This window comes from Nocardioides sp. Z13_37 (genome assembly GCF_058355585.1).
In genome coordinates, this window is sequence record NZ_JBZGDV010000007.1 from 228,614 (window position 1) to 246,749 (window position 18,136).

18 protein-coding genes are annotated in these 18,136 nt (G+C 72.5%); 6 read left to right on the forward strand and 12 right to left on the reverse strand.

From position 1 onward, the window contains the following. Nucleotides 1–84: 84 nt before the first annotated feature. Nucleotides 85–366 (reverse strand): DUF4287 domain-containing protein, encoded by a 282-nt coding sequence (locus AC4H2S_RS17040; RefSeq protein ID WP_491498167.1) that lies wholly within the window; start codon nt 364–366, stop codon nt 85–87. 301 nt (nt 367–667) lie between these two features. On the opposite strand from AC4H2S_RS17040, the gene AC4H2S_RS17045 reads away from it, so the two are divergent. Further along, on the forward strand, nt 668–1,144 hold the full coding sequence (locus AC4H2S_RS17045) for a DUF2306 domain-containing protein (RefSeq protein ID WP_491498168.1): 477 nt from the start codon (nt 668–670) through the stop codon (nt 1,142–1,144). Between the two features lie 168 nt (nt 1,145–1,312). Here AC4H2S_RS17045 and AC4H2S_RS17050 read toward each other — a convergent pair whose 3' ends face one another. Next, nucleotides 1,313–2,587: an HNH endonuclease signature motif containing protein gene (locus AC4H2S_RS17050; RefSeq protein WP_491498169.1), complete on the reverse strand. Its 1,275-nt coding sequence runs from the start codon at nt 2,585–2,587 to the stop codon at nt 1,313–1,315. A 416-nt stretch (nt 2,588–3,003) separates the two neighbouring features. On the opposite strand from AC4H2S_RS17050, the gene AC4H2S_RS17055 reads away from it, so the two are divergent. The 3 genes from AC4H2S_RS17055 to AC4H2S_RS17065 all read left to right on the forward strand — a co-directional run bounded on the left by AC4H2S_RS17055 (nt 3,004) and on the right by AC4H2S_RS17065 (nt 5,538). Next, nucleotides 3,004–3,894 carry an ABC transporter ATP-binding protein gene (locus AC4H2S_RS17055; RefSeq protein WP_491498170.1) on the forward strand — a complete coding sequence of 297 codons (891 nt, stop codon included), beginning with the start codon at nt 3,004–3,006 and terminating at the stop codon, nt 3,892–3,894. A gap of 91 nt (nt 3,895–3,985) precedes the next feature. Continuing rightward, nucleotides 3,986–4,705, forward strand: coding sequence for an ABC transporter permease (locus AC4H2S_RS17060; protein WP_491498171.1), 720 nt, complete (start codon nt 3,986–3,988; stop codon nt 4,703–4,705). Continuing rightward, the gene (locus tag AC4H2S_RS17065) at nt 4,702–5,538 is read left to right on the forward strand and encodes a protein kinase domain-containing protein (protein WP_491498172.1); all 837 of its coding nucleotides are present in this window, start codon (nt 4,702–4,704) and stop codon (nt 5,536–5,538) included. Before AC4H2S_RS17060 ends, AC4H2S_RS17065 begins: the two co-directional genes overlap by 4 nt. 40 nt (nt 5,539–5,578) lie before the next feature. Here the strand turns inward: AC4H2S_RS17065 and AC4H2S_RS17070 are convergent, their stop codons facing one another. From AC4H2S_RS17070 to paaK, 4 genes are all read right to left on the reverse strand, one after another. Continuing rightward, nucleotides 5,579–6,751 (reverse strand): S8 family serine peptidase, encoded by a 1,173-nt coding sequence (locus AC4H2S_RS17070; protein WP_491498173.1) that lies wholly within the window; start codon nt 6,749–6,751, stop codon nt 5,579–5,581. A gap of 106 nt (nt 6,752–6,857) precedes the next feature. Next, nucleotides 6,858–7,331: a DUF5709 domain-containing protein gene (locus AC4H2S_RS17075; RefSeq protein ID WP_491498174.1), complete on the reverse strand. Its 474-nt coding sequence runs from the start codon at nt 7,329–7,331 to the stop codon at nt 6,858–6,860. Between the two features lie 54 nt (nt 7,332–7,385). Beyond that, nucleotides 7,386–9,500, reverse strand: coding sequence for a DEAD/DEAH box helicase (locus AC4H2S_RS17080; protein ID WP_491498175.1), 2,115 nt, complete (start codon nt 9,498–9,500; stop codon nt 7,386–7,388). A gap of 196 nt (nt 9,501–9,696) precedes the next feature. Beyond that, nucleotides 9,697–11,004, reverse strand: a complete 1,308-nt coding sequence (paaK, locus tag AC4H2S_RS17085; protein WP_491498176.1) for a phenylacetate--CoA ligase PaaK — start codon at nt 11,002–11,004, stop codon at nt 9,697–9,699. Between the two features lie 83 nt (nt 11,005–11,087). On the opposite strand from paaK, the gene AC4H2S_RS17090 reads away from it, so the two are divergent. Next, nucleotides 11,088–11,714: a TetR/AcrR family transcriptional regulator gene (locus AC4H2S_RS17090; RefSeq protein ID WP_491498177.1), complete on the forward strand. Its 627-nt coding sequence runs from the start codon at nt 11,088–11,090 to the stop codon at nt 11,712–11,714. Here AC4H2S_RS17090 and paaI read toward each other — a convergent pair. From paaI to paaA, 6 genes are read right to left on the reverse strand one after another with little or no spacing between them, the layout of a single operon-like run. Continuing rightward, a complete protein-coding gene (gene paaI, locus AC4H2S_RS17095) occupies nt 11,668–12,072 on the reverse strand; it encodes a hydroxyphenylacetyl-CoA thioesterase PaaI (protein ID WP_491498178.1) in 405 nt (134 codons plus the stop codon). The two genes, AC4H2S_RS17090 and paaI, sit on opposite strands and share 47 nt — an antisense overlap. Next, nucleotides 12,065–13,120 carry a 1,2-phenylacetyl-CoA epoxidase subunit PaaE gene (paaE, locus tag AC4H2S_RS17100; RefSeq protein ID WP_491498179.1) on the reverse strand — a complete coding sequence of 352 codons (1,056 nt, stop codon included), beginning with the start codon at nt 13,118–13,120 and terminating at the stop codon, nt 12,065–12,067. The genes paaI and paaE overlap by 8 nt, the downstream gene beginning before the upstream one ends. 2 nt (nt 13,121–13,122) lie before the next feature. Beyond that, entirely contained in the window at nt 13,123–13,635 is a 513-nt protein-coding gene (gene paaD / locus AC4H2S_RS17105; RefSeq protein WP_491498180.1) for a 1,2-phenylacetyl-CoA epoxidase subunit PaaD, read from the reverse strand. Continuing rightward, nucleotides 13,632–14,588: a 1,2-phenylacetyl-CoA epoxidase subunit PaaC gene (gene paaC, locus AC4H2S_RS17110; protein WP_491498181.1), complete on the reverse strand. Its 957-nt coding sequence runs from the start codon at nt 14,586–14,588 to the stop codon at nt 13,632–13,634. Before paaC ends, paaD begins: the two co-directional genes overlap by 4 nt. Nucleotides 14,589–14,626: 38 nt before the next feature. Continuing rightward, the gene (gene paaB / locus AC4H2S_RS17115; protein WP_491498182.1) at nt 14,627–15,007 is read right to left on the reverse strand and encodes a 1,2-phenylacetyl-CoA epoxidase subunit PaaB; all 381 of its coding nucleotides are present in this window, start codon (nt 15,005–15,007) and stop codon (nt 14,627–14,629) included. Then, nucleotides 15,004–15,963 (reverse strand): 1,2-phenylacetyl-CoA epoxidase subunit PaaA, encoded by a 960-nt coding sequence (gene paaA, locus AC4H2S_RS17120; RefSeq protein ID WP_491498183.1) that lies wholly within the window; start codon nt 15,961–15,963, stop codon nt 15,004–15,006. Before paaA ends, paaB begins: the two co-directional genes overlap by 4 nt. A 107-nt stretch (nt 15,964–16,070) precedes the next feature. On the opposite strand from paaA, the gene paaZ reads away from it, so the two are divergent. Further along, a complete protein-coding gene (gene paaZ / locus AC4H2S_RS17125) occupies nt 16,071–18,101 on the forward strand; it encodes a phenylacetic acid degradation bifunctional protein PaaZ (RefSeq protein ID WP_491498184.1) in 2,031 nt (676 codons plus the stop codon). Nucleotides 18,102–18,136 lie beyond the last annotated feature (35 nt).

The window sequence follows — 18,136 nt, forward strand, 5'->3', positions numbered from 1 at the left end:
GCCCGACGAGGGCGGGATGTCATCGATTGAGGGTGACGTCAACGCCCACCATCGAGGTAGCTCCACGAGGGCGACGACGCCCATTCAGCGGCGGTCGATGCCGTCCAACCGCAGCTCGGTGGAGGCATCGGAGTGGGCGGTGCCGCTGTCGACGTGCTTGTCGCTGATCGTCGACCCATTCTTAAGCACTCCGAACAGCGCCATCGCATGGCCCCGGCCGACGTCGTAGTCGTCCTTGAGCCAGACCGCGAAATCACCCGCCTTGCTCTGTGGAGTGAACCCACGCGCGGCGGCCTCCCCCAGCAGTTCCTCAGGCGTCTTACTGGTCTTCTTCTCGATCGCGTCGAGGTAAGCCTGATAGCTCATTGTGATCCCCTTCCATGGTGTTCCACCGACGCTAGTGGTGCTGCTGCAGCATCGCTTCTCCGAAACCGCTGCGGACCCGTAACGCAAGTCAAGCTTGCCGATCGGCAGAGTCGAGGAACCCTCTACTCGCTTATGGACGTGGACAGCTTCCGTCAGATTCGCACGCCGCCACACTCCTCTGCGACGTCTTCGCCCCCGTGGGCGCAAGCGGCGGAAAGACGCACCTCCGACGGTCCCGATTGCGGATCCAGGTACGGCATCCACCTTGGAACGATGAATCGAGGTGGCAGGATGGGCCCCGATGATCTTCCTGCACGTTGCTACGGCCATGTTCGCGGGAATCAGCGGGGCCGTCGTCCTGATCTTGAGAAAGGGCACCGCATCACACCGTCGATGGGGATGGACGTACGTCGCTGCCGTCGCCGTGATGGCTCTCTCGTCATTTGGGATCTTCGAATTGCGGGAAGGTCCTAGCATCTTCCATGCCGTCTCGATCCTGGTGCTCCTGGTGGCCGCGACTGGAATAGCTCAACCAGTGTGGCGCCGCGGCAAGTCCGGCTGGCTGTTCTGGCATCTGTTCCTAATGCAGGTCTCCTACGTGATGCTCGTCGTCACAGGGATCGCACAGTTCTTCGATCGGCTGCCGCTGCCGAGCGACGCACTCAACGCAGTCGTGTTCCTGCAGATCCCTGGCATTGTCGGTGGAATAGCCATCGTGCGGTCTGCTCGGAGGTACCGATCAGCAACGGCCGTTGCCCGCCATCCTGCGCACCGATAGAGGAACCCTGCCGGGGATCGCGTCCCACAGGACCTGTCCGCTGTCCATCAAGGGGAACGGGTCGCCTACGGACGCACGCCAATCGATCCCCTCAAGGCGCGGACCGTGCCGGCACGCGGCGATAAGAGCGTGCGCGTGCGATACATCCTCAGTGAACGGCGACGACCCTCACGTCCGCCTCGTGAAGCGGACGTCGCCGTTGGGGAGGCGTGCCGCCACGTACGCCGGATCGTGGGCGCGGTGGTGATGGTGGCTGCAGAGCAGGACGCCGTCGTTGAGGTCGGTGCGGCCGCCGGAGAGCCAGGGGTTCCAGTGGTGGGCCTCGGCCCAGGTGCCGGGGATGTCGCAGCCCTCGCCGCGGCAGGTGCGGTCCCGGATGAGAAGGGCGCGCTGCTGGGCGGGGCTGAACAGGCGGCGGGTGCGGCCGAGGTCGAGGACCTCCGACGGGCCGCCGAGGACGGCGGGCAGGATCCTTGCGCTGCAGGCGAGGCGGCGGGCCTCGGCGGCGGTGATCATGTCCCCGGCACCCGCGGGGCCGTCGGTATCGCCCGGCACGGTCGGGGCGATGAGCCCGGCGGTCGCGAGGTCGGCACGCAGTGAGTCGAGACCGATGGTGACGACGAGCGTGGTGGCGTCGCCGCCGTGGACCGGGAGGCGGCGCGGGTCGACCGCCTCGAGGAACCGGCAGAACGCCTCGCCGAGCTTGCGCGGGTGCGGGAGCCGTCCGACTGCGTCTCCCGCGGCAGGGGCGGTCGTGCCGTCGTCGCGGCGGGGGTTGGTGTAGGCCGAGAGGTAGGTGACGAACCGGTGCGCGACGGCGTCGGGGACGAGCGAGGTGATCCGGGTGGTGCCGTCACCGAGCCGGCGCACGGTGGTGCGGGTCTTGCGGTGCGCCTCGGCCTCGAGCTCGGCCAGCCGCCGGGCCTCGGCGTCCTCGACGACCTCGGGGGCGACGGTGGCGAGGATGTGTCGGCCGACCTTCGCGAGCCGCTGCGGGTCCAGGGTCGCGGCGTGGCCGACCAGGGCGCCCTCGGCAGCGGCGAGGACGTCGCCGGGGACGGTGTCGGGCAGGTTGTCCAGCGCCCGCACGATGACGCGGGCCTGGGCGAGGTTGGCCGAGCCCTCCCGCAGCGCGGCACCCACCACCGGCCAGCGCCCGTCGACCGCCGACGCGAGGCGCAGGTCGGCGCGGGCGTCCTCGGGACGCGACAGGGTCGCACACGCGAGCCAGCCGGCCGCGTCGCGGGCGCCCGTGCCCGCGGCCACGTCACCGGCGCCGGCCAGCACCCGCAACCTCAGCTCCGCCAGCCGGGCCTCGAGCCGGACCAGCTCGCCCAACGCGGCGGCCTTGTCGGACGTCGACATGAACGTCGGGTTGGTGTCCGCGACGCTCTTGAGCGTCTCGTCGATGACGCCCGCGGCAGCGAGGATCGGGTGAGCCACTGGTGGTCTCCCTCCCTCGTCGGCGTCGTGCGAGCGTAGCTCGATCCTACCGCCCCCCGGGGCTCTATTCGAACAGTTGTTCGATCAAGGATTCGTCAATCATTCCGCTGCCCACGAGGACCGCGCGGTCCACGCGCACGTCGAGCGGGCTCCGGCGCGACCCGAGTGCGCTCCGGTGAGCAGCCGCTCGACCGTCTCGCGCTCCTCGCGCCGGCCAGACGGTTCACCACGTGTCAGTCCACCGTCGGTCGTTGGACAGGAGTCGGTAACTCTCACCGACGCGAACCGGACCCGCAACGCCTCCCGTCCTTAGGGGCCGACGATCCGGCGAGCACATCGGCGGTTTTCACCGACGCGACGGTGGCGTCATCGGCGCGAGCCTGAAGGCATTCCACACCTCGACCCGAAGGACCGCCATGACCAGCTCACCCGCCAGCTCTCCCGCCATCGACGTCGATCGTCTCACCGTCACCTACGGCACCTTCACCGCCGTCCACGACCTGTCGTTCCAGGTCAGGCGTGGTGAGCTCTACGCCCTCCTGGGCACGAACGGGGCCGGCAAGACCTCCACCCTCGAGGTCGTGGAGGGTCACCGGCCGGCCGCCTCCGGCGCCGTCCGGATCTTCGGGCAGAGCCCGACGGACCGGCGCGCGGTGCGGCCACGGATGGGCATCATGCTGCAGGAGAGCGGCTTCTCCCCCGACCTGACGGTGCGGGAGTCGGTGGGCCTGGTCGGCTCGTTGAGCGGGCGGCAGGACGACGTCGACCGGTTGCTCGACGTCTCCGGTCTCACCCGCCGGGCCGACACCCGAGTGGCGCAGCTGTCGGGGGGCGAGAAGCGCCGCCTCGACTTCGCCACGACGGTCTACGGCGGGCCCGACCTGGTCATCCTGGACGAGCCCACGACGGGCCTGGACATCCAGTCCCGCGACGCGCTCTGGGACGCCGTGGAGCGACTGCGCGAGGACGGCGCCACGATCGTGCTCACCACCCACTACCTGGAGGAGGCGCAGGAGCGCGCGGACCGCATCGGGCTCATGCACGAGGGCACCCTGCGACGCGAGGGCACCGTGGCCGAGCTCACCCAGTCCCTGCCCGCCGTCATCACCTTCGCGCTCCCCCACGGCGCGCCCGAGCCGCCCCTCGTCGGCGCGCTCAACGGCGCCTTCCACGTCGAGACCTTCCGCCTCCAGGAGGACCTCCACCGGCTGCTGGGGTGGGCGGACGAGTCCGGGGTGGAGCTGCTGGGGCTGGCCGCCGGGCCGACGCGGCTCGACGACGTCTTCCGCTCGCTCGACGCCGCCTGAGCCCGCCGGCACGCACACGCGTGCACCCCCATCAATCCATCGGTCGGCCTCCCGTCCGACGTACGCCCCCACACCCGAAGGGAATCACCCCATGCTCGAGATCGCTCGCAGTGAGCTCCTCCAGATCTTCCGGAACCGGCTCGTCCTGGTCACCGGGCTCGTCATCCCGGTCGCCATCGGCGGCTACTTCGTCCGCCAGCACGAGACCTTCTCCGACCTCGGCAGCCTTGGCTACGTCGCGGCGATCGTGATGTTCACCGTGCTCGCGTTCGGCCTCTACACGACCGCGGTGACCACCCTGGCCTCCCGCCGGCAGAACCTCTTCCTCAAGCGACTGCGCTCCACCGCCGCGAGCGACCGGAGCATCCTCGTCGGGCTGGTCCTGCCCATCACCGTCATCTCGCTCGTCCAGGTCGTCGCGATCCTGGTCGTGCTCGGCGCGGTGGTCAGCAGCCCCGCGCAGGTGCCGCTGCTGGTCGTGGCGGTGCTCGCGACGACGGCGATGATGCTCGCCCTCGCCCTGGCCACCGCCGGGCTCACGAACTCGCCCGAGCACGCCCAGGTCACCACCCTGCCGGTCAGCCTCGCCGTGATCGCGGTGGCGAGCTGGGTGGGCATCACCGGCACCGAGGAGCTCGCCTACCTCAAGCGGCTCCTCCCCGGGGGCGCGGCCACCGAGCTGGTCGTCGACGCCTGGAACGGTGGGGTGCCCCTCCGCGACTCGCTGCCCCTGCTCGCACCCACGCTCGCCTGGGTCGCCGTCGCCGTGGCTCTCGCCGAGCGATTGTTCCGGTGGGAGCCGCGCCGATGATCGCGGGGCGGGTCGTCAACGGCCGCTACGCGGTGGGTGACGTCATCGGGCGGGGGGCCACGGCCGAGGTCCACCGCGGCCACGACCTCCGCTCGGGGCGCCCCGTCGCGATCAAGGTGCTGCGCGAGGACCTCGCGCGAGACCCCGGGGCCCGGTCCCGGTTCCGGCGCGAGGCGCTGACGGTGGCTCGCCTGGACCACCCCGCCATCGTGTCGGTCTACGCCACCGGCGACGACGCCGACGAAGGGGTCGCGGGCGAGGCTGCCGGCGGCGTCCCGTTCATCGTCCTGGAGTACGTGGCGGGGCGCTCCCTGCGCGACCTCCTGGCGACCCGCGACCTCGGGCGCGACGAGGCGATCCACTACCAGGCCGGGATCCTCACCGCGCTCGACGCCAGCCACCGGGCGGGCGTCGTCCATCGCGACGTCAAGCCGGCGAACGTGATGATCACGCCCGGGGACGCTGTCAAGCTGGTGGACTTCGGCATCTCGAGCGCCGGGACCGACCCGGCCGCGACCCAGACCCACGGGCGGACGTTCCTCGGGACCCCGTCGTACACCTCCCCCGAGCAGGTGCGAGGTCACGCGGTGGATGCCCGCAGCGACCTCTACGCCGCTGGCTGCGTGCTCCACGAGCTGCTGACCGGCCGGCCGCCGTTCGTCGGGGACGACGCCGTCTCCGTGGCCTACCAGCACGTCCACGAGACGCCCGCCGCCGTCAGCACCGCCCTCGCCCCGCTCGACGCGGTGCTGGTGAGGGCCCTGGCCAAGGAGCCGGACGACCGGTTCCAGGACGCGTCCACGTTCCGCGACGCGATCCTGTCTGCGGCGTAGCAGCGACGCGGAGGGCGCTCGTTCCCCGCCCGACGGGCCGTCAGCCGGCGCCGTGGCCCGTCTCCCCCGGCATGCCGACCTCGACGAACAGGTCCTCGTGCTCGGCGGCGTAGAGCTGCTCACACATCTCGAGGTCCGCGAGCGACCACAGTTCGCCGAGCTCGTGGTCGAGCACGTCGGCGACGGCAGCTCGGCGCTCGTCCCACCGGCCGTCGTCGGCGAACAGGCGCAGGAACCGCGACGGGGTCATGTCGGCCAGGAGCGCCCGCACGGACTCGCGCGACACGACGCCCGCGCCGGCACCGACGGGGTCGGGCGAGGGGCTCGGGCGGGCGGCGGCGAGGAGGATGCGCGCCACCCAGTCGGCGCCGGCGTCGAACGCCACGTGCATCTGCTGCGCACCGGCGTGGTCCATGACGCGGCCCAGCCACCAGATCCGGCGCACCGTCGCGCCCGCGTACAACACCGGGCCAGCCGGGGAGATCCTCCGACCCTGGCGCAGCGCGGCCAGCGCGCCGACGTCGTCCTGCGAGAAGTCGCTGTCGACGTGGGCGAGCCGGGAGGGCGCGGGCATCTCGGCCAGCGCCTCCCCCGCCCGGGCGGCGCTCGCCTCGGCAATCAGGCACTGGAGCATGGAGCGGATCCAGACGCAGAGGACGGCGACACGCGCGGCCGCCAGGCTGGTGCCCGGCGTCGCGGGACCGGTGGGGTCGGTGCCGTCCGCGGTCACGGTGGGCCGGGCCCCGTCGACGGTGCCGCGACTGGAGCACTCGAGCAGCAGGCCGTCGGGCGTGCACCCCGCGACCGCGATGACGCCCGGAGCGCGGGCGAGGTCGCTGAGCGTCCCCGGGCGCGGACCCCAGTCGCCCGCCGCCGCCACCACGAGCCGGTTCCTCTCCCGCAGGAACCGGGTGGCGTGGCCCAGCGCGTCGGTCGCGGGATCGCGCGAGCGGCTCACCCCTAGGCTGAGACGGCAGACGTGCGCGTTGCGGGCCTTGGCCTCGTCGAGCGCGTGGAGGATCCGCAGCCGGCTGCGGGGGTAGCGAGGCCAGGTGCGCAGCACCGCGAACCTCGGGTCGGGTGCGACGCCGGCGGGCCAGGCCAGGAAGGGGAGCCCGCGGAACACGATCCCGCCGTCGGCGACGTCGTACGGCTCGTCGTCGCGCAGGTCCGGAGGGTCGGGGAGCAGGTGCACGTCGAAGTGTCGCGCCATGCCTGCCTCCTCCCCGGGCCTGCGGCCGTGCAGCGGGCCAGGACCCGATCGTGGAGGATCCGGGTCACCAGGTGACGCCGACCTTCCACGATGACGACGGCGCGGGTCAGTAGTCGTCGGGCTCCGCGGGCTCGGGCTCGCGGGTGACGTGCATCGCGGCCTCCTCGGCCGAGGCGCCGGCGCCGTCGATGCCGACGTCGAGGGCGATCTCCTGCTTGTCGCGGTCCTCCCCCAGCCCCTCGTCGGGCGCGACGAGGCGGCCGGTGCGCTCGTCGGCCTCGTCGAGGCCGAGCTGCTCGTCGAGGGCGTTCTCGTCCTCGCGGTCGTCGTCGGCGGCGTCGTCCGGGGCGTAGGGGTCGACGTCCGGCTCCTCCTCGGCCAGCCGCTCGTCGAGGGACTCGCCCTGGCGACGCTCGGCCTCGGTCGGGTAGTCGTCGTAGCCCTTCGGCGCGCGGTCGGGCGGCGAGTAGCCGCGGTCGAGCACGTCGTCGAGGTCGGTGTCGTCGAGCGTGTCCTCGGGCTGGAGCTGGTCCTCGTCGTCGATCGGCATGTCGAGGTAGGTCTCGCGGTCCTCCGTCATGTCTACAGGCCTACCCGACCCGCGCGGGGCGGGCAAGGGCCGGACGGGGTCCGCTCAGCCGAGCTCGCGCTCCAGCGCCTCGGTCAGCAGCGTCACCAGCGCCTCGGTCTGGATGTTGGCCGAGGACGACACCTCCTCGTCGGAGCCGTCGAGCGCCCGGGCGGCGAGGCCGGCCTTGGAGTCGATCAGCTCGGCGATCCGGGTGTCGATGGTCTGCGCGGCGATGATGCGCCACGCGGTGACCGGGTCGCTCTGGCCGATGCGGTGCACGCGGTCGATCGCCTGGGTCTGCTCGGCGTCGGTCCACGACAGCTCGGAGAGCACGACGTTGGAGGCGACCTGCAGGTTGACGCCGACGCCGGCCGCGGCCAGCGAGCAGACGATGACCTGGACGTCGGGGTCGTTGACGAAGGCGTCGATCGCCTTCTCCCGCGCCCGGGGCGTCTGGTCTCCTCGGATCGAGGTGTGCTTGAGGCCGCGGCGGGTGAACGTGTCCTCGGCGATGTCCATGACGTCGACGTGGCGGGCGAAGAAGACGACCTTGCCGACGTTGCGGGCCAGCTGTGCGGCGTAGTCGGCGGCCAGGCCGGCCTTGGCGCGCCCGATCCTGCGGAACATCGAGAAGACGTTCTCGCCACCGGTGCCGGAGTCCATCTCCTCGCGCTCCCACGTCGCGACGCGGCGCACGAGCTCGTGGTCGATGCCGTCGACGACCGAGCCCGTACGACGGGTCTCGAGCGCAGCCTTGTAGCGCTGCACGAGGCGACGGGCGAGGTCGTCCTCGGCCGCGCGGATGGAGCGGGTGTCCTCGTCGTCGAGCTCGACGGGGATGTCGGCGATGCGGCGGGCCGGGATGTCCTCGGCCACGTCGACCTTGCGGCGGCGCACGATGCCCATGTCGATCACGGCCTTGCGCGCCGCGGGGTAGAACGGCGGGTCGGCCGGGGTCAGGTCGGTCTCCTCGAGCGCCTCCATCAGCCGGGCGAGCGGCTTGGTGTCGTCGATCCAGCCCAGGAACTGCCAGATCGCGCGGAAGTCCTCGATGTCGTTGATCAGCGGCGTGCCGGTCAGCGCCATGAGCAGCGGGCGGGCGGTGCGGGCGCGGAGCTGCTCGGAGAGCTCGAGCACGTGGCGCGAGCGCTGCGAGGTCTTGTTCTTGATGAAGTGGGCCTCGTCGACGACCATCCCGCGGAAGCCGAAGGAGCCGAGCCAGCCGACGTGCCGGTCGAGGATCTCGTAGTTGACGATGATGACGTCGGCGAACGCGTCGACCTGGTCACCGTCGCCGTGGATCACGGTGGCGCGCCGGCGCGGCGTCCAGCGCTCGGTCTCGCGGGCCCAGTTGGTCTTGACGACGTTGGGGCAGACCACGAGCAGGGGGAAGGCGTCGGCGGCCTGCGCGGCGAGCAGCGCCTGCGCGGTCTTGCCGAGACCGGGCTCGTCGGCCAGGAGGAAGGTGCGGTGGCCCTCGGCGGCGGACGCGATGAGCCGCGCCTGGTGCGGCATCAGCTCGAGCTTGCCGGGGGCGCTGAGCGAGGTGGCCTCCGGCAGGTCCATGCACGAGGAGGCGCCGCCGAGCTCGAAGGAGCGGAACAGCGGGCCGAGCAGCTCCCAGGACGACAGTCGGCCGTGGACGCTGCGGCGTTCGCGGCCGATGCCGAAGTCGGGCACGAGGAACGGGTTGGCCAGCTGGTGCTGGACCACCGAGCGCGGCACCACGCGGCGCTCGCCGAGGCCGGGGCCGGCCTCGTCGTCGGGCTTGGGCTCCTCGGGGGCCACCTCGACGCCGGCGCGGCGCAGCATCTCCAGGCGCAGGTCGCGGGCACTGTCGGTGACCACGGCGTCCTCGGAGAGCAGGCCGAAGAGGGAGGGGTCGCGGGTGGCGGTCTTGGCCAGGATCGTGGCGATCCCGTCGAGGCGCTTGAGCTCGTCGGCCTTCTGGGCGTCGGTGAGCTCGGTGGAGGCCCGCACGTCGGTGCGGTGCTCGCGGACCAGCAGCGCGACGACCTGGAACCGCACCCGTTGACCGGGGGCGAGCGGGCCGCGCTGCACCGCCGACTCGAGCTCGCGCACGGCGCGCGCCAGGACGGGGACGATGCCCTCGTTGTCCTTGTGGCGGGCGTGCGCAGGGGTGCGGCGAGTGCCGCGCTGGCGCTGGCGCTGGGCCAAGGTGGTCCTCCCGGACTGGGTACGCGTCGTGGAGCAGGCGACCCGTACGGCTCTGCCTGGCACGCCACGGCGTGGAGGTGTGGAGCGGGCGTCAGGTGCGCGGTGGCGACGGATCAGGGGCGATCACTGCGGCACGGCGTCTGGACGCTCGGACCACTGTACCGCCCGCGCGGCGGTTGCCGGTAAATGCATTGCCTCAGCGCGCCGCGCGGTGGTCGACGATGCGGCGCATCTTGCCCACCGAGCGTTCGATCGAGGCCACGTCGACGACCTCCACGCCGACGCTCACGCCGATGGAGGCCTTGATCCGCTGCCCCAGCTCGGACTGCGCGTGGGCGGCCTCGGCGTCCGTCGTGGCGTCGCGTCGCTCCACCCGCACGGTGAGACTGTCGAGGTTGCCCCGGCGGTCGAGGTGGCACTGGAAGTGCGGCGAGAGGGTCGGGATGCCGAGCACGATCTCCTCGATCTGTGTGGGGAACAGGTTGACCCCGCGCAGGATGATCATGTCGTCGGTGCGTCCGGTGACCTTCTCCATCCTCCGCATGCTGCGGGCGGTGCCCGGCAGCAGCCGGGTCAGGTCGCGGGTGCGGTAGCGCAGGACCGGCATCGCCTGCTTGGTGAGCGTGGTGAGCACCAGCTCGCCCACCTCGCCGTCGGGCAGCACCTCGCCGGTGACGGGGTCGATCACCTCGGGGTAGAAGTGGTCCTCCCAGACGTGCAGGCCGTCCTTGGTCTCCACGCACTCGCTGGCGACTCCGGGGCCGATCACCTCGGACAGGCCGTAGATGTCGACCGCGTGCATGTCGGTGCGCTCCTCCATCTCGCGCCGCATGTCGTTGGTCCACGGCTCGGCGCCGAAGATGCCGACCTTGAGCGAGGTCGAGCGCGGGTCGACGCCCTGCGCCTCGAGCTCGTCGAGGACCGAGAGCATGTAGGACGGGGTGACCATGATGACGTCGGGCTCGAAGTCGAGGATCAGCTGCACCTGGCGCTGCGTCATGCCGCCCGAGACCGGCACGACCGTGCACCCCAGCCGCTCCGCGCCCGCGTGCGCGCCGAGGCCACCGGTGAAGAGCCCGTAGCCGTAGGCGTTGTGCAGCACCATCCCCCGCCTGCCGCCCGCGGCCCGGATCGAGCGGGCCACGACGTCGGCCCACATGTCGAGGTCGTCGCGGGTGTAGCCGACGACGGTCGGCTTGCCGGTCGTCCCGCTGGAGGCGTGCACGCGAACGACGTCCTCGCGCGGCACCGCGAACATCCCGAACGGGTAGTTGTCGCGCAGCGTCGCCTTGGTGGTGAACGGCAGCCGGCCGAGGTCCTCCAGCGACCGCACGTCGTCGGGGCCGACGCCGGCCTCGTCGAGGGCGCTGCGGTAGTGCGCGACGTTGTCGTAGGCGTGGCGCACCGACCACTGGAGCCGCTCGAGCTGGAGGGCGCGCAGCTGCTCGACGGGCGCGGTCTCGATCGGGTCGAGGTCGCCGGGCTGGGGGCTCAGGTCGTGCACGGGGTGGTCCTCGGGGTCGCGGGTCGGTTCGCGGGTCGGGTCGTGGAGCGGGCCGCGGGTCGGGTCGTGGGAGGCTGGGACGCATGACGGAGGGAGCGACGCGGCGCGGACGCCCGGGCCACGACCAGCACTCCGTGCTGCGGGTGGCGGTCGAGCTCTTCAACCGGCAGGGCTACGACGCCACGAGCGTCGGCGACGTGGCCCGCGAGCTGGGGCTGACGAAGTCGGCGATCTACCACCACGTGCCGAGCAAGGAGCACCTGCTGCAGAGCGCGGTCGACGAGGCGCTCGACGCGCTCACCGCCGCCCTCGACGAGGTGGCGGCCGCAGAGGGCCTCGACGCCGGCCGGCGGCTGCGGGTGGCCGTGCGGACCAGCGTCACGGTGCTGGTGCACCACCTGCCGGCGGTCACGCTGCTGCTGCGCGTGCACGGCAACACGCCCGTGGAGAAGGCCGCCCTCGCCCGCCGCCGCGCGATCGACGAGCGGCTGGCCGACATGGTCCGCGACGCGGTCGACGAGGGCGTGCTGCGCGACGACCTCGACCCGCTCGTCATCAGCCGGCTGCTGTTCGGCATGGTCAACTCGCTCGTCGAGTGGGTGCGTCCCGGCATCGACGCCGACGCGCTCGCCGACGCGCTGGTGGCGCTGGCCTTCGACGGTCTCATGCACGGGACAGCACCCGGCTCCGGCCGCGGAACTGAGCGATGACCTCGCCGGCGTCCGGGTCGTCGGCACGCACGCTCACGTCGTAGAGCCCCGACCGACCGCGCAGCCACACCTCGCCGGCCGTGGCGTGGAGCGTCTGGCCCAGGTGCGCGGGCGCCAGCAGGTCGACGGAGAACCCCGCCGCCACCGTCACGGGCCCGCGGGAGTTGCAGGCGAGCGCGAACGCCGAGTCGGCGAGTGCCGCGACGAGGCCGCCGTGGCACAGGTCGTGGCCGTTGACCATGTCGGGACGCACCACCATCGAGACCCGGGCGACGCCGTCGCCGACGTCCTCGAGCCGCATCCCGAGCATGGCGCTGGCCGCGTCGGCCGCCCACATCGCGCGCGCCGGGTCAGGCATCGAAGTCGATGGTCACGGCGTCGCCGACCGGGTAGGTCTGGCAGGTCAGCACGAACTGCCGGGCGACCTCGTCGGGCTCGAGGGCGTAGTTGCGCACCATCTCCACGTCTCCGGCGACGACCTTGGCGCGGCACGTGCCGCAGACGCCGCCCTTGCAGGCGAACGGCAGGTCGCTGCGCACGGCCTGGGCGGAGTCGAGCACCGTCGCGCCGCGCGGCATCGGCGTGGTCGTCGTACGCCCGTCGAGCACGACGGTGACGTCGCTGGTGACGCCCTCCACCACCCGCTGCGCGTGGTGCAGCTCCGGCGGCGGCTCGTCGACGAAGAACAGCTCGAAGTGCACCTTCTCCTGCGGCACGCCCAGCTCCGCGAGCACGGCGCGGGAGTCCTCGATGAGGCCGAGCGGGCCGCACAGCCACACGTGGTCGAGCGCCGCGAGCGGCACCTTGAGCGGCAGCAGCCGGCGCAGCCGGTCGGCGTCGAGGCGTCCGCTGAAGAGCTCGACGTCGCGGGGCTCGCGCGAGAGCACGTGGACGAGGTCGAAGCGCGGGCCGTGGAGGTTCTTGAGGTCGCTGAGCTCCTCGGCGAACATCACCGACGTCGTCTCGCGGTTGCCGTAGAGCAGGGTGACCGAGCTGGCCGGGTGGGCCAGCACGGACGCCGCGATCGACAGCATCGGGGTGATGCCGGATCCGGCGGCGATGCAGAGGTGGCGACCGGCCATCGACGGGTCGGCGCGGAAGCTCCCCGACGGCGCAGCGACCTCGACCCGCTCCCCCGGCCCCACCTCGTGGATGAGCCAGGAGGAGAACATGCCGCCGGGGATCTCGCGCACGCCGATGCGCGGCGCGGCGCCGGCCGGGGCGCAGATGGAGTAGCTGCGGCGGTGCTCGACGCCGTCGACGACCCGGCGCAGCGTCAGCGACTCCCCCGGCTCGAAGGCGAAGACGTCGCGCAGGTCGTCGGGCACCTCGAAGGTGACGGCGGCCGAGTCGTCGGTGAGCGGCTCGACGCGGCTGACGGTGAGCTCGTGGAAGGCGGTGGCCACGCTCAGATCTCCTTGACGTGGTCGAAGGGCTCGAGGCAGGCGGCGCAGCGGTAGTGCGCCTTGCAGGCGGTCGACCCGAACTCCGAGACCAGCTCGGTCGCGGCCGAGCCGCACTGCGGGCAGCGGACCTGGCGGGCCGTCGGCAGCAGGGTCAGCGGGATCGGCCCGGTCGACGACGGCGCGGGGCCGGGCGGCGAGATGCCGGCGGCGGCGAGGGCCGAGCGGCCGGCAGGCGTGATCCAGTCGGTCGTCCAGGCCGGGTCCAGGCTGACGCGCACCTCGACCCGGGCGAACCCCGCGGCCTGCAGCTCGCGCACCAGGTCGTCGCGCATCGTCGCCATCGCCGGGCAGCCCGAGTAGGTCGGGGTGATCTCGACGACGACGTGGGAGTCGCCGACGACGTCGACGTCGCGCAGCACGCCGAGGTCGGCCAGCGAGAGCATCGGCAGCTCGGGGTCGGTGACCCGCTCCGCGACCCGGCGGGCCCGCTCGGTCGTCCGGCTCGTCAGCCTCACCACAGCCCCCTCGGGTGGGCCCGGGCGACGGACTGCATCTCGGCGAGCATCCGGCTCAGCGGCTCGCCGTGCATGCCGTCGCGCCCGGTGCGGCCGAGCACCCCGGCACGCCGGGCGGCGTCGGGACGCGGCACGTCGGCAGCGACCAGCACCTGGTCGAGGACGGCCTCGGCGTCGTCCCGGACGGTCGCCGGGTCGACGCCCACCCCGCCGGCGGCCGCGGCAGCCTCGACCGGGTGGGTGTCGAAGAGCTCGGGCCACAGCGGCCACAGGGCGTCGAGCGCGGCGACGAGCCGGCGCCGCGACTCCTCGGTGCCCCGGGCGAGGGTGACGAACCACCGGGCGGCGTAGTCGCGGTGGTAGGCCAGCTCCTTGACGCCCTTGGCGGCGACGGCGGCCAGCACGTGGTCGCGGCTCTCCCGCAGCCGCTCGAGGCTCGCCAGCCGCCAGACCGAGAACAGCAGCACCCGCACCGTGGCCTCGGCGAAGTCGCCGTTGACCAGCTCGACGAGCCGCACGTTGCGGAACTGGTGGGCGTCGCGGAAGAACGCCAGCGCGTCCTCGGGCGGGGCGGGCGAGCCCTCGGGGAGCGTCGGCACCAGCGAGGCGTCGGCCTTCGCGGCGCGGGCGAGCAGCAGCCGCGCCTGGCCGAGGAGGTCGAGCGCGATGTTGGACAGCGCGATGTCGTCCTCGAGGTCGGGCGCGTTGCTCGTCCACTCCGAGACGCGGTGCGACATCACCAGCGCGTCGTCGCCCAGCATCAGGGCGTACGCCGCCAGCGCCGCGGCGTCGACGCCGTCGGGGACGGTCGTGTCGACGCCCGCGAGCGGGTCCTCGCCGTGCCCGTCAGGAACAGGGGCAGTGCCGAAGGCCCAGTGGGCGTCGTTGACGAGCAGCCCGGAGTAGGCGCTGTCGTGCTCGTCCTCGGCGGGTGTCGCGATGTGGGAGTCCATGGCCTCGGTCCGTCGACTGTCGAAAGGATGGGGCGACGTCACATGTGCGGGACGTCGGCGGGGATGTCGTAGAAGGTCGGGTGGCGGTAGACCTTGTCGCCGCTCGGGGCGAACATCGGGTCCTTCTCGTCGGGGCTCGAGGCGGTGATCGCGTCGGCGCGCACCACCCAGATGCTCACGCCCTCGTTGCGCCGGGTGTAGACGTCGCGGGCGTGCAGCAGCGCCATCCGGTCGTCGGCGGCGTGCAGCGATCCGACGTGGACGTGGTTGAGCCCGCGCTTGCCGCGCACGAACACCTCGTAGAGCGGCCACTCCGGCTCGGGGGCGGGCACCCCCTGCCCCGTCGGGACGCCCTGGAGCGGGACGGCGCCGTGGCCGCCCTCGGCGGAGAGGTCGGCCCCGGTCGGCTGGTCGCTCATCGGGCACCGCCCTGCGTGCGGGCGTACGCCGTCGCGGCCTCGCGCACCCAGGCGCCGTCCTCGTGGGCGCGGCGACGGTGGGCCATGCGCTGGGCGTTGCACGGGCCGTTGCCCTTGACGCCCTCCATGAACTCCTCCCAGTCGGGCTGGCCGAAGTCGTGGTGGCCGCGCTCGGCGTTCCACCGCAGCTCGGGGTCGGGCAGCGTGACACCGAGCGCCTCGGCCTGCGGCACGGACATGTCGACGAACTTCTGGCGCAGCTCGTCGTTGGTGTGGCGCTTGATCCCCCACGCCATCGACTGCGCGGTGTTGGGCGAGGCGTCGTCGGGCGGGCCGAACATCATCAGCGCCGGCCACCAGAAGCGGTCGACCGACTCCTGCACCATCGCGCGCTGCTCGTCGGTGCCGCGCATCATCGTGGCGAGCAGCTCGTAGCCCTGGCGCTGGTGGAAGGACTCCTCCTTGCACACGCGGATCATCGCGCGGCCGTAGGGCCCGTACGACGTGCGGCACAGCGGCACCTGGTTGCAGATCGCGGCGCCGTCGACCAGCCAGCCGATCGTGCCGACGTCGGCGTAGGTCAGGGTCGGGTAGTTGAAGATCGAGGAGTACTTCTGCTTCCCGGCGACCAGGAGCTCGGTGAGCTCGAGCCGGGACACGCCGAGGGTCTCGGCGGCGGAGTAGAGGTAGAGCCCGTGGCCGGCCTCGTCCTGCACCTTGGCGAGCAGGATCGCCTTGCGGCGCAGGCTCGGGGCGCGGGTGATCCAGCTGCCCTCGGGCTGCATCCCGATGATCTCGCTGTGCGCGTGCTGGGCGATCTGGCGCACGAGAGTGCGGCGGTAGCCCTCGGGCATCCAGTCGCGCGGCTCGATGCGCTCGTTGCGCGCGACGGTCGCCTCGAAGTGGCGCTCGAGCTCCTCCTCGGACGCCCCGGGCGCGGTCTGGGTCAGCGTCATCCGTCCTCCAGCCTGGGCAGTGCGGCCACATTTACTGACCGATCGGTCTGTATTAGTGTGGCATCCGTCACCCGCGCACGCAAACACCGATCGGCGAGGAGCCCACCGTGACCCGACTGCTCGAGAGCTATGCCGCCGGCCGTTGGTACGCCGCCCCTGCCGAGGGCGACCCGCTGCTCGACGCCGCCACCGGCGAGGAGGTCGCCCGGATCTCGAGCACCGGCCTCGACCTCGGCGCGATGACGCACCACGCGCGCACCGTCGGCGGCCCGGCGATCCGCGAGCTGACCTTCCACGAGCGCGCGCTGCTGCTCAAGGAGCTCGCGACGCACCTGAGCGGGCTCAAGGACGAGCTCTACGAGGTCTCCCTGGCCACGGGAGCGACCCGGCGCGACTCGATGATCGACATCGACGGGGGCTTCGGCACGGTCTTCAGCTACTCGTCCAAGGCCCGTCGCGAGCTGCCCAACGACGTCGTGGTGTGCGACGGCGACCTCGAGCAGCTCGGCCGCACCGGCGTCTTCCTGGGCCAGCACGTCTACACCTCGCGCCCCGGGGTCGCGGTGCAGATCAACGCCTTCAACTTCCCCGTCTGGGGCATGCTCGAGAAGCTCGCGCCGGCCTTCGTCGCCGGGCTGCCGACGATCGTCAAGCCCGCCAGCCAGACGGCGTACCTCACCGAGCTGGTGGTCCGCCGCATCATCGAGTCCGGCATCCTCCCCGAGGGCTCGCTGCAGCTGCTGGCCGGCTCCGCCGGCGACCTGCTCGACCACCTCGGCGTGCAGGACTCCGTCGCGTTCACCGGCTCGGCGCACACCGCAGGCATCCTGCGCCAGCACCCGTCCGTGCTGCACGGCGGCGTCGCGCTGCAGGTCGAGGCCGACTCGCTCAACTGCTCGATCCTCGGTCCGGACGTCACGCCCGACGACCCCGAGTGGGACCTCTTCGTCAAGGGCGTGGTGACCGAGATGACCGCAAAGGCCGGCCAGAAGTGCACGGCGATCCGCCGCGCGATCGTGCCGTCTGCGGTGGCCGACGAGATGACCGACGCGATCGCGGCCAGACTGGCCACCATCACCGTCGGCGACCCCGGCGACGAGTCGGTGCGGATGGGTCCGCTCGCCTCCCTCGGGCAGCGCGAGGAGGTGCGCAAGGCGGTCGAGGCGCTGCGTTCCTCCGCCGACGTCGTCCAGGGCGACCCCAGCGCCACCTCGGGCTTCCTCGGCGACGCCGAGCGCGGCGCGTTCATGCAGCCGGTGCTGCTGCGGGCCCGCGCCGGGGCGGTCGAGCCGCACGACGTCGAGCCGTTCGGCCCCGTCTCGACGGTGCTGTCCTACGACTCGCTCGACGAGGCGGTCACCCTCGCGGCGCGCGGCAAGGGCTCGCTGGTCGGCTCGGTCGTGACGCACGACCCGGCGGTGGCCCGCACGCTCGTGCTCGGCCTCGCGCCGTGGCACGGGCGCATCCTCGTTCTCGACCGCGACGACGCCCCGGAGAGCACCGGGCACGGCTCGCCCCTGCCGATGCTCGTGCACGGAGGTCCGGGCCGCGCCGGCGGCGGCGAGGAGCTCGGCGGCGTACGCGGCGTGCTGCACCACATGCAGCGCTCCGCGATCCAGGCCTCCCCCGACATGCTCACCGCGATCACCGGGCGGTGGACGCGCGGGTCGCGGCGCACCGAGACCCCCGAGCACCCGTTCCGCCACTCGCTCGCCACGCTGCGCATCGGCGACACGATCACCTCCGAGCCGCGCACGATCTCGCGCGAGGACATCGACCACTTCTCGGAGTTCACCGGTGACACGTTCTACGCCCACACCGACCCGGAGGCCGCGGCGCGCAACCCGCTCTTCGGGGGCATCGTCGCCCACGGCTACCTCATCGTGTCGATGGCCGCCGGGCTCTTCGTCGACCCCGCGCCCGGGCCGGTGCTCGCCAACTTCGGCGTCGACGACCTGCGGTTCCTGACCCCGGTGAAGGCCGGCGACACCATCCGCGTGACGCTCACGGTCAAGCAGATGACACCGCGGTCGTCGGCCGACTACGGCGAGGTGCGCTGGGACGCCCTGGTGACCAACCAGGACGGTGACCCCGTGGCGACCTACGACGTGCTGACGCTGGTGGCCAAGGAGGCCTGAGCACCGGCGCCCGAGCGCCCCACGTCTCCGGCCCC

Excerpts from the sequence above, each read along its gene's own strand:
- paaA (WP_491498183.1), bottom strand. The coding sequence starts at position 15,963 with ATGACGCTGACCCAGACCGCGCCCGGGGCGTCCGAGGAGGAGCTCGAG.
- AC4H2S_RS17070 (WP_491498173.1), bottom strand. The coding sequence starts at position 6,751 with ATGGCGCGACACTTCGACGTGCACCTGCTCCCCGACCCTCCGGACCTG.
- AC4H2S_RS17040 (WP_491498167.1), bottom strand. The coding sequence starts at position 366 with ATGAGCTATCAGGCTTACCTCGACGCGATCGAGAAGAAGACCAGTAAG.
- paaB (WP_491498182.1), bottom strand. The coding sequence starts at position 15,007 with ATGAGCGACCAGCCGACCGGGGCCGACCTCTCCGCCGAGGGCGGCCAC.
- paaI (WP_491498178.1), bottom strand. The coding sequence starts at position 12,072 with ATGCCTGACCCGGCGCGCGCGATGTGGGCGGCCGACGCGGCCAGCGCC.
- AC4H2S_RS17075 (WP_491498174.1), bottom strand. The coding sequence starts at position 7,331 with ATGACGGAGGACCGCGAGACCTACCTCGACATGCCGATCGACGACGAG.
- paaC (WP_491498181.1), bottom strand. The coding sequence starts at position 14,588 with ATGGACTCCCACATCGCGACACCCGCCGAGGACGAGCACGACAGCGCC.
- AC4H2S_RS17060 (WP_491498171.1), top strand. The coding sequence starts at position 3,986 with ATGCTCGAGATCGCTCGCAGTGAGCTCCTCCAGATCTTCCGGAACCGG.
- AC4H2S_RS17045 (WP_491498168.1), top strand. The coding sequence starts at position 668 with ATGATCTTCCTGCACGTTGCTACGGCCATGTTCGCGGGAATCAGCGGG.
- AC4H2S_RS17055 (WP_491498170.1), top strand. The coding sequence starts at position 3,004 with ATGACCAGCTCACCCGCCAGCTCTCCCGCCATCGACGTCGATCGTCTC.
- AC4H2S_RS17090 (WP_491498177.1), top strand. The coding sequence starts at position 11,088 with ATGACGGAGGGAGCGACGCGGCGCGGACGCCCGGGCCACGACCAGCAC.
- AC4H2S_RS17065 (WP_491498172.1), top strand. The coding sequence starts at position 4,702 with ATGATCGCGGGGCGGGTCGTCAACGGCCGCTACGCGGTGGGTGACGTC.